Genomic DNA, 8,594 nt, shown 5'->3' with positions numbered 1-8,594 from the left:
AGATTGTGCTTGTTGCACCACTTCGTCGGTGCGGTCTTGGCTTTGTTGCATAGCGCTAACCGCGTTATTGGCTCCGCTTTGTATTTTTTCCAAAATGGCTTGGATCTCACTGGTGCTTTGTTGGGTTTTCTGTGCCAGCGTTCTTACTTCATCGGCCACTACTGCAAAACCTCGCCCTTGTTCTCCGGCGCGGGCCGCTTCAATCGCGGCATTTAAGGCCAGTAGGTTGGTTTGCTCGGCAATGCCTTTAATTACATCTAACACCGCGCCTACATTGTTGCTGTCGGCCGCTAGGTTCTTCACCACATCCCCCGCATGGCTAATATCGGTAACTTGCGATTGGATGCTAGTGATAACCTGTTTCATGGCATCGGCGCCGTTGTGGGCGGTGAGGTCGGTATTGTGAGTGGTATCGGCGGTGGTAGAGGCGTTTTGCGAGACTTCATTCGCCGAATGCGACATTTCTTGAATAGCGGTGGCAACCAAATCAGAGCTTTCGCGTTGTTGGTTCACCCCTTCTGCAAGGTCGCTAGACATGCTGTGTAACATTTTTGAGGAGTGTTGTAGTTGCTCTCCTGACTGGCTCAGGTCGGTGACGGTATCCAGTAAAAAGCGTTGTAGCTTACGGGTGGCATTAGCCAGTTTGCCTAGTTCGTCGCCACGGCTTAAATGAATGGTGACATTGAGTTTGCCGTCGGCCAAGATCTCGATGTCTTCGACTATGCTGTTAATTGGGCGAATGCACTGGCGATCCATAAACATGAAGCTCACCACTAATACCGCTAAACCACTTACGCCAATAATAACAAAACTGAGGGTGCTGACTTTTGCGGCTTGTTCTGTATGCCGCGCGACTTGGTCAGCGGTGAGTTGTGCTAACTTTTCGCTGAGTTGATTCATTGCATCAGAAGGGGCGCGGTCGATGCCTTTAACTGCCGCATCGCCGACTTTAAAATCGAAGCCTGCCGCCTCATACTTGGCTTTGCCTTGGCGATAGGCCTCGCCCATGGTTTTATGAGAGTTGAGAAAGTTCTCAGCAATTTGGGCCAGCTCCGGGTAGTGAGCATTTTGCAGCTCTTTGGCCAGCTCACTCACTTGTTGTTGTACGTGCTGTTGGCGCTCTAAAAACTGCCCCCAATATTTGCTGTTTTGCTTGGCATCGTGGCCACGTAATAATACGTTTTTCCATTCTTGTACTTGGGTTTTAAAGGCCAAATGCGCTAGCAGGGTTTTCTCTTCTAGGTAGATTTCGGTGTGGGTAAGTTGGTCGAAACTATTGGCGGTTTGTTGCAGTTTAAAAGCAGTAAACAGGCCTACGGCAATCACTATGAGTAACGAAATAAACATTACCGATAATATTTTAAAACGTAAGCTGGCATTATCCCAAAACATGGCGACTCTCCTATGCAGACACTTAAGCATAGAACAGTCGTAACAGAGTGAGATAAGTTTGTCGGGGCCGGTTTGGGGCCCCTAGCGTTAATTAAGCCTTATTTGGCGGCCAGTTTTTTCAGTACTCGTGATACTGCGGCAAAGGCAAAACTGGCAGTAACATGGGTTACTGCGCCAAAGCCGCTGCTGCAATCCATGCGCATGCTGCCACCGGCATCGGGTTTGGCCATACAGGTTTCACCATCGTTGCTGGGGTAAATCAGTTGTTCGGTGGAATAAACACAGTCTACGCCAAACTTACGTTTAGGGTTTTTACTAAAGTTGTAAAAACGACGCAGCTCGTTGCGTACCTTGGCGGCCAATGGGTCTTGAATGGTTTTGGCTAAATCGCTGATTTGGATCTGCGTGGGATCTATTTGGCCACCGGCGCCGCCCACGGTAATCAGCTTTATCTTGTTACGCTTGCAGTAAGCAATCAGCGCAGACTTGGCTTTGACGCTGTCGATAGCATCAATCACGTAGTCGAAGTCTTGGCTGATGTATTGGCTCAGATTATCTTTTGTGACGAAGTCTTCTATTTCGTGACACACGCAGTCGGGGTTGATTTGCAAGATCCGTTCGCGCATTACTGCGGTTTTTGATTGGCCCACACTGCCTTGTAAGGCGTGGATTTGTCGATTGGTATTAGTGGTACAAATATCATCAAGATCGATCAGGGTGATATGACCAATGCCGCTACGTGCGAGTGCTTCTGCCGCCCATGAACCGACGCCGCCAATGCCTATCACGCACACATGGGCTTGTTGGAAGGTAGTCAGCGCGCGCTGCCCATACAGACGGGCAATGCCGCCAAAACGTTGTGAAAACTGAGACATGATCAACCTTAAAAAAATAACCGGGCGATTATAGCAAAGCGCTGCTGCTTGAGTCAGCTTTAGCTGAATAAAACTCAGCCGCAAATTTGCCAAGACTTGTGGTAGATTTAAGCAAGGTGAGTTTTAGCCTAAATGACTGGAGTTAATTATGTTTCGATTTTTAAGTGTGCTGTTGTGCTTAGTCTCTTTGACGGCATGTACCATTAGACCAGCAACAGACTATAACGTGGATCAGGACTTCTCCCAGTACAAGGATTTTGCTTTCGCCCCATTGGCGGAAGATGCGGTATTAAGCATTGATGAGCAGCGTATTCAAGCTGAGCTGGTTAAGCAGTTACAAGCTAAAGGCTTGCAAGCGGTGGAGCTGGAGCAAGCCGATATGCTGGTGGCCTATCGAATTGATGAGGCTACCGAATTAGAAGCCATTGGGGGCAACTTTACTTTTGGTATGGGCTCGCGCCACGGCATGATTGGAGTGAGTTCGCCGGATCGCTATAAAGAAAGAAAATACGGTAAGTTGGTGGTTGAGTTTATCGACCCTAAGGCCAAAAGCCTAATTTGGCGCTCTATTTCTCAAAGTAAACTGGGTGAAACCATGGGCCCAGAAAGGCGTGCTGAGTTTATTCAAAAACAGCTTGGCCTGATGTTAGAAAGTTACCCACCTAAGCCTGAGGCTTAAACAGCAAACCACCGGCTCAGCCGGTGGTTTTTTCTGCTACTCGGCAATTTGGCTACGATTTCGTCCCTGCTGTTTAGCCTGATACATTGCCTTGTCGGCTCTATCTATTAATAAACTGGCTAAGACTTCGTGGGTTTTGATTTGCGCAACCCCGCAGCTAATGCTGAGGTTTATCTGGTGTTGATTGACCTCAAATGCTTGTTGGTTAATGGTAAGACGTATTTTTTCTGCCACTTCAAAAGCGGCTAAGGCATCACAGTTGGGCAGTAATACGATGAACTCTTCACCGCCCCAACGACAAACCACATCTGATTGGCGCACTTGTTCTAGACAGAGTTTGGAGACTTGTTTGAGCACTTCATCTCCAACCAAATGGCCATGTTGGTCGTTGATCTGTTTAAAATGGTCAATATCAAAGATGATCAACGAGCAAGCCTGTTTGGCGCGTTGCTGAATATCCAATACTTGTTCTAGATGGAATTCAAAGCTTTGTCGATTATAAACTCCGGTCAATTTGTCGGTGGTGGCCAGGGTTTCTAGGCGTCGTTGATAGCGACCGAGGGTGAGGTTAGCCAGTATTAACATTAGTAGCGTAATTAAGCTGCTGATGGCTAAGTTAAACCACAGGGTGTGTTTTAATTGCACGCTCGCCGGTAAATCTTGCTGCTCTACAATTAGATACCAGTTAAATTCTGGAATATAACGGGCATTTAAATAGTACTGCTGGTGGTGGTCTTTAAAGCGGTAACGTCCATTAGCCTGACTGAGTAACTCGGCCGCATGTTCGGCCAAGCCCTCGCGTAAACTAATATTGCGAGGCCCAGTATAGTCGGGACCACTTAAACTCAGGTTACCTAGCGGGTCAATGAAATAGACACTGCGCTGGTAGCGGTTTTGATAGAGCTGAATTAGCTGCTTAACCGCCTCTATGTTTAAGCCAACCCCAGTCACGCCAATCAATTGGTTGTTAAAATCAAACACTTTGTAATTAACAAATACCGTGGTGCGGCTGGTATCGGCGGTGTCATAGTCAATATTGATTTCATAGTCTTGCTCGGGTGGTAGCTGAATGACTCGGTAAAACCACGCATCGTCGGGGTTATTTATCGACAAGGTTTTAAGTATGCCATTGGGATGATAGTAGCGGCCTGTTTCTAGTGAAACAAAGAAGGCGGTGACGGTTTGATAGCGCTGCTGAATGTTCGTTAAATAGCGAATAATGTCTTGGGTGGTTTGTTCGTTGTTAATCACCCAATCTCGCACGAAGGTATCTTGCGCCATTAATGAAGAAATAAATATCGGCTGTAATAGATCGCGTTGAATCTCAGAGTAGACATTATCGCTGGTAAGAGGAAGGTGATTATTCTCGACCTGCTCTCTTAAGGACTGATAAGCCACTTGATAACTCAACCAAGCGCATAACCAAAAGGCACACAGCAACATCGCAGACAGCAGTAAGATGAACTTACGTTTGTCAGTCCATGGACTAAATTTGGGCAATTGCACTCCTTGCAAACTGGCCTTTATTCAAGCTGTTAGTGTAAAGTTAAAGCTAGGTCGAGGCAACTGACTCGCCGCTTATTCGATTTCTATTAGCTCAAGGTTGCACCCATCATGGCTCAAGCTCCAGCCGCTAGACCCGCACTGTTTTATATTGAATGTTTGCGTTTTATCGCGGCTATTGCCGTTGTTGTAATTCACGTACTTGGTCCGTATCGAGAGTGGGTGCCTGAATTGCCTTGGCATCAGTGGTTGCCGCCGGTCAGCCTGAACGCAATGAGCCGCTGGGCGGTGCCAATATTTGTGATGGTGAGTGGGGCGCTATTGATGTCGGATCAACGTCCGTTTAATGCCGCTTATTACTTGCGGCGTCGGTTGGCGAAAGTACTGCTACCGTTTTTAGCATGGACGGTAATTTACGCTCTGATTGGTGGTTTTCAAGATGGGATTTGGTCTTGGCAGGTGAGTGCCGAGCTACTGGAGAACTCGCCTAATGAGCATACCTGGTATCACCTGTGGTTTTTTTACGACTTTATTCCCTTGTATTTCGTGATCCCGCTATTGGCGCCACTGGTGAATAAAATGGAGCAGCAGCGGGTGTTATTGTTATTGGCGGCTTGGTTAGTGCTTACGCTAATGTATTGGCTAAAGGTAGAAACGCCATTACGGCAAAATATTATTATGTACTCGGGTTATTTGCTGATGGGCTGGTACTTGTTTAATCATGATCAACGTGGCCAGCTTAAATTTTGGCTGGCTACCGGCGCGGCCATGCTGGCTTTTAATGTGCTGGGTAGCGCTTATTATATTTGGCTACAAGGCGAATACAGTAGTGTATTTATGGGTTATAAGAGCCTCAATACTGCGGTGATTGCCATTAGCTTATTTGTATTGGTTAAAGCTTATGCCGAGAGGGTTCCGCAGGGGGCTCGTCCCTTGATTAAAGCGGTGTCTAAATACAGCTTTGGTATCTACTTAGTGCATCCCTTGCTGCTTATTCCGGTTCGCGACCCGGCTAATGGCGTGTATCAGTGGTTTGCTCACTCCAGTATCGCCTTAGTGGTATTAACTGCCGTAGTGATGGTACTAGCCTTTGCTTTCTCGTGGTTGTTGACCCGCTCTAGCGTTACCCGCTGGCTAGTGCCTTAGTTGCGACTAGCATGTTAAATAAAGGCTTGGTTTGCCAAGCCCCTTAGGCCGTTTTAGTGGTTAAGTTTTTTTTCTAGCCATTGGCTGAACTGACTGCGTGAATGCAGCCCGGTGAGGCGGTCGATCTCTGTTTGGTCTTGTAATAACAGTAATACCGGCATTTCTGTTAGGCGATACTGTTCTAACTGCGCTGGCTGCTCGTCGACATTCACCAGCTCAATTTGTGGTTGGTGTTCGGCGTTATACAGTTGTACTAAATCGGCAAATATTTCACTCTGTTGATGCCAGTTAGCCACAAAGGCCAGTATTTTAAAGGGTGCGGGTGGACGGCGAATAATGTCTAGGCACAAGCCTTCGGCGTTATATTCACGACAGCCCCAAACATAGCCTAAGGCATTGATTTCTTGTTGGTAAAAGTAGCGCCCTTGGTCAAAGATACAGGGGCAAGGCACATTTTTGTTCATTTCTCCGTATTGATCTTGGAAGTGGGCGACTTCGCGGCTATTGGGTTTAAAGGTGGTGGTGTCGGTATTTTCGAAGGCTGTGGCTGCTGTGAGCTTAAGCAGCAATAGGCCAGCCAAGATTAAACGAAATAACATGATTATCTCCTTCCCTAGAAAGTAAGCGATGATTATGCCGAGCCCATTGAGTAAATATCCTTGTAGTAAAACAAACTTAGCTCATCTTTCGCCGCTGAATTAATTCCCTTATGCTGTTTACTTCGCATCAGCTTGCCGTGTGGGAGAAATATGTATCAAGTGAGTTATGCCCTCTCGGGCAATACGCGTAGAAAGACTTATAAAACCGAGGCCGGAGCCAAGCGCGCGATACTGCGCTGGTTGCAACAACATCAGTCTAGCGAGAGATGCCGTGCCATTTTATACAGCCCGGATGAAGCTCCACTTAGCTTTAGTGATGCCAGTGAGCTGGATCTAGAGTCAACTCAAGCGGTTAATTTTTACAGCAGCCAAGCCTGGTTGAACTTACGTAGACAAGTATTTGAGCGGGATAATAATCGCTGTGCTTGTTGCGGGGCTTCGCCAGCGCATGACCCTAATACCGTACTTCATGTCGACCACATCAAACCGCGCTCAAGTCATCCTGAATTGGCCTTAGATATCGATAATTTACAAATATTATGCGCGGCATGTAACTTGGGAAAATCTAACCTCTCGCAGCGACAATGGCGCGAGTAAACAGTTAAGCACAGTGAGCAGCAGGTAATGAAAAACAGCCTTTCCACAGCGGTAGTCCAAGCGATGGCAGATAGTTTGCTGGCCGTTTACCCAGATTTTAAGCGTGAGCAGTTTGTGGCTTTAGCCAGCGATGGACTGGCCAGCTTAGAGCTTAAACAACGAGTGCAGCATATTATTAATGCCTTAGTGCAGAATCTGCCGCAGGACTTCGCCCATAGCGGCAAGTTATTAACCGCCTTGCCAGACTATTGGGATGCTTTGCCAGAAGCAGAGCGAATGAGCGGCTTTGCGGTGTGGCCCTTAATTGACTATGTTGCCGTTGCCGGTCTTGAGCAACCGCAATTAGCCTATACGGTGCTGGCGGCTTTAACGCCTCGCTTTAGCGCCGAGTTTGCTATTCGCCCTTTTATCGAGCGTTACCCAGAACAAAGCTGGCAGCAGTTATTGGTTTGGAGCCAGGCTGAGGACGAGCATTTGCGGCGTTTAGCCAGTGAAGGCTGTCGCCCACGTTTGCCTTGGGGAAAACAATTAAAGGACTTAATTGCCGATCCTCGCCCAATATTACCGATATTAGATGCGCTAAAGGATGATACTAGTTTGTACGTGCGCCGTTCGGTAGCAAATAACCTTAATGACATTAGCAAAGACCACCCAGAGTGGGTGCTAGATGTGTGTCAGGCTTGGCTGGAAAATGCGACTAAACAGCGCCATTGGCTAATTAAACATGCTACCCGAAGTTTAATAAAACAAGGCCACCCGAGAAGCTTTACCTTATTGGGCTACACCGCCGAGCCCGCGCTAGTAGTAGAAGAGTTTGCCTTACTAGAGCCGCAAGTGAAGCAGGGGCAGGCGCTCACTTTTGGTTTTGCCCTGCGAGCTACCCAGCCACAGCAAAACTGGGTGGTAGATTACGCCGTACATTTCATGAAGGCCAATGGCCAGAAGGCTGCCAAGGTATTTAAGTTAAAAAATATAGCCTTAAGGAAAGATGAGTGTTTTGCTATGGAAAAAAGCCATTCTTTTAAGCCAATTTCTACTCGTAACTATTATGCTGGAGAGCATTCTGTTGCCCTGCATGTAAACGGGCAGGAAGTGGCGAGAAGGACATTTTACCTGGAGGATTAAGCTGCACCTGACTGTCAACGTTTTTTACAGTGTATGCCATATTGTATGTTTATTTATTAGAGTCGTTGCTCCAATTACATGATTTGTATGATCTTTTGAAAGTTGGTTCGATTCCTGCTTATCGGCTTGGTCAATTTATTATGCTTGTTTGTAATTGCTTGAAAAATATTAATATAATTTTATTTGTGTTATTTTTGAGCAAGCGCTGTACTGATAGGAAAAGTTTTTATGTATTTGGGGATTTCTCGTCGTTTGCTTAGTCTGGCTGCTGCATGGGCATTTTCACTTAGCGCTCAGGCCGGCGTGCTTAACGATTACAAGCTCATTTTGACCGGTGATTACCACTACCAAGGTGGTGAAGTAGAAGGCCGTACGCTGTTAGGTGGTAGTTTAAACGCAGCTGGGCATTCGCCAACTTTTGCTATTCGTGAAACCACTAGCGTGGGTGTAGACACGGTGACCATAGTGGGTGATGTCAATGCCTCTAACATTAACCTTAACGCGGGCAGCTTAAGTTATGGCGGTGCTTACAATGTTGCGGGTAATGTTAACCTTAATGGTGGCGGTAGCTCCGTTCAAAGCATTAATGCGGTTAACCCATTCGATTTGGCTGCGACCTTTGCGGCGGTGGAAGCGGAGCTGCGTGCGGACTCTGCCTATTTCGCCAGCCTGCCAAGT

General features: G+C 47.1%; 9 protein-coding genes. 5 read left to right on the top strand and 4 right to left on the bottom strand.

The window, feature by feature from the left end; translation table 11 throughout:
- On the bottom strand, positions 1–1,392 hold a 1,392-nt coding region (locus ACQY6Q_RS05855; RefSeq protein ID WP_427979012.1), incomplete at its 3' end, for a methyl-accepting chemotaxis protein.
- Between the two features lie 98 nt (positions 1,393–1,490).
- A complete protein-coding gene (gene tcdA, locus ACQY6Q_RS05850; protein ID WP_427979009.1) occupies positions 1,491–2,267 on the bottom strand; it encodes a tRNA cyclic N6-threonylcarbamoyladenosine(37) synthase TcdA in 777 nt (258 codons plus the stop codon).
- A gap of 148 nt (positions 2,268–2,415) precedes the next feature.
- On the opposite strand from tcdA, the gene ACQY6Q_RS05845 reads away from it, so the two are divergent.
- Positions 2,416–2,946: a DUF4136 domain-containing protein gene (locus ACQY6Q_RS05845; RefSeq protein ID WP_427979006.1), complete on the top strand. Its 531-nt coding sequence runs from the start codon at positions 2,416–2,418 to the stop codon at positions 2,944–2,946.
- Between the two features lie 36 nt (positions 2,947–2,982).
- On the opposite strand, the gene ACQY6Q_RS05840 is transcribed toward ACQY6Q_RS05845, so the two are convergent.
- A complete protein-coding gene (locus ACQY6Q_RS05840) occupies positions 2,983–4,389 on the bottom strand; it encodes a sensor domain-containing diguanylate cyclase (protein ID WP_427979014.1) in 1,407 nt (468 codons plus the stop codon).
- Between the two features lie 171 nt (positions 4,390–4,560).
- Between ACQY6Q_RS05840 and ACQY6Q_RS05835 the strand changes: the two genes are divergently transcribed.
- Entirely contained in the window at positions 4,561–5,595 is a 1,035-nt protein-coding gene (locus tag ACQY6Q_RS05835; protein WP_427979003.1) for an acyltransferase, read from the top strand.
- 53 nt (positions 5,596–5,648) lie between these two features.
- On the opposite strand, the gene ACQY6Q_RS05830 is transcribed toward ACQY6Q_RS05835, so the two are convergent.
- Positions 5,649–6,194, bottom strand: a complete 546-nt coding sequence (locus ACQY6Q_RS05830) for a thioredoxin family protein (protein WP_427979001.1) — start codon at positions 6,192–6,194, stop codon at positions 5,649–5,651.
- A 150-nt stretch (positions 6,195–6,344) separates the two neighbouring features.
- Here ACQY6Q_RS05830 and ACQY6Q_RS05825 point away from each other — a divergent pair, with 150 nt between their 5' ends.
- The 3 genes from ACQY6Q_RS05825 to ACQY6Q_RS05815 form a co-directional block, all read left to right on the top strand.
- The gene (locus ACQY6Q_RS05825; RefSeq protein WP_427978998.1) at positions 6,345–6,791 is read left to right on the top strand and encodes an HNH endonuclease; all 447 of its coding nucleotides are present in this window, start codon (positions 6,345–6,347) and stop codon (positions 6,789–6,791) included.
- Positions 6,792–6,818: 27 nt separating this feature from the next.
- Positions 6,819–7,916: a DNA alkylation repair protein gene (locus ACQY6Q_RS05820; RefSeq protein ID WP_427978996.1), complete on the top strand. Its 1,098-nt coding sequence runs from the start codon at positions 6,819–6,821 to the stop codon at positions 7,914–7,916.
- Between the two features lie 228 nt (positions 7,917–8,144).
- Positions 8,145–8,594 (top strand): collagen-binding domain-containing protein (locus ACQY6Q_RS05815; protein WP_427978994.1); only part of this gene is annotated, 450 nt, incomplete at its 3' end.

Source organism: Agarivorans sp. (assembly GCF_050295395.1).
Classification (GTDB): domain Bacteria; phylum Pseudomonadota; class Gammaproteobacteria; order Enterobacterales; family Celerinatantimonadaceae; genus Agarivorans.
The sequence above is the reverse complement of the archived record's forward strand: the minus strand, read 5'-3'. Positions and strand labels throughout refer to the sequence as shown.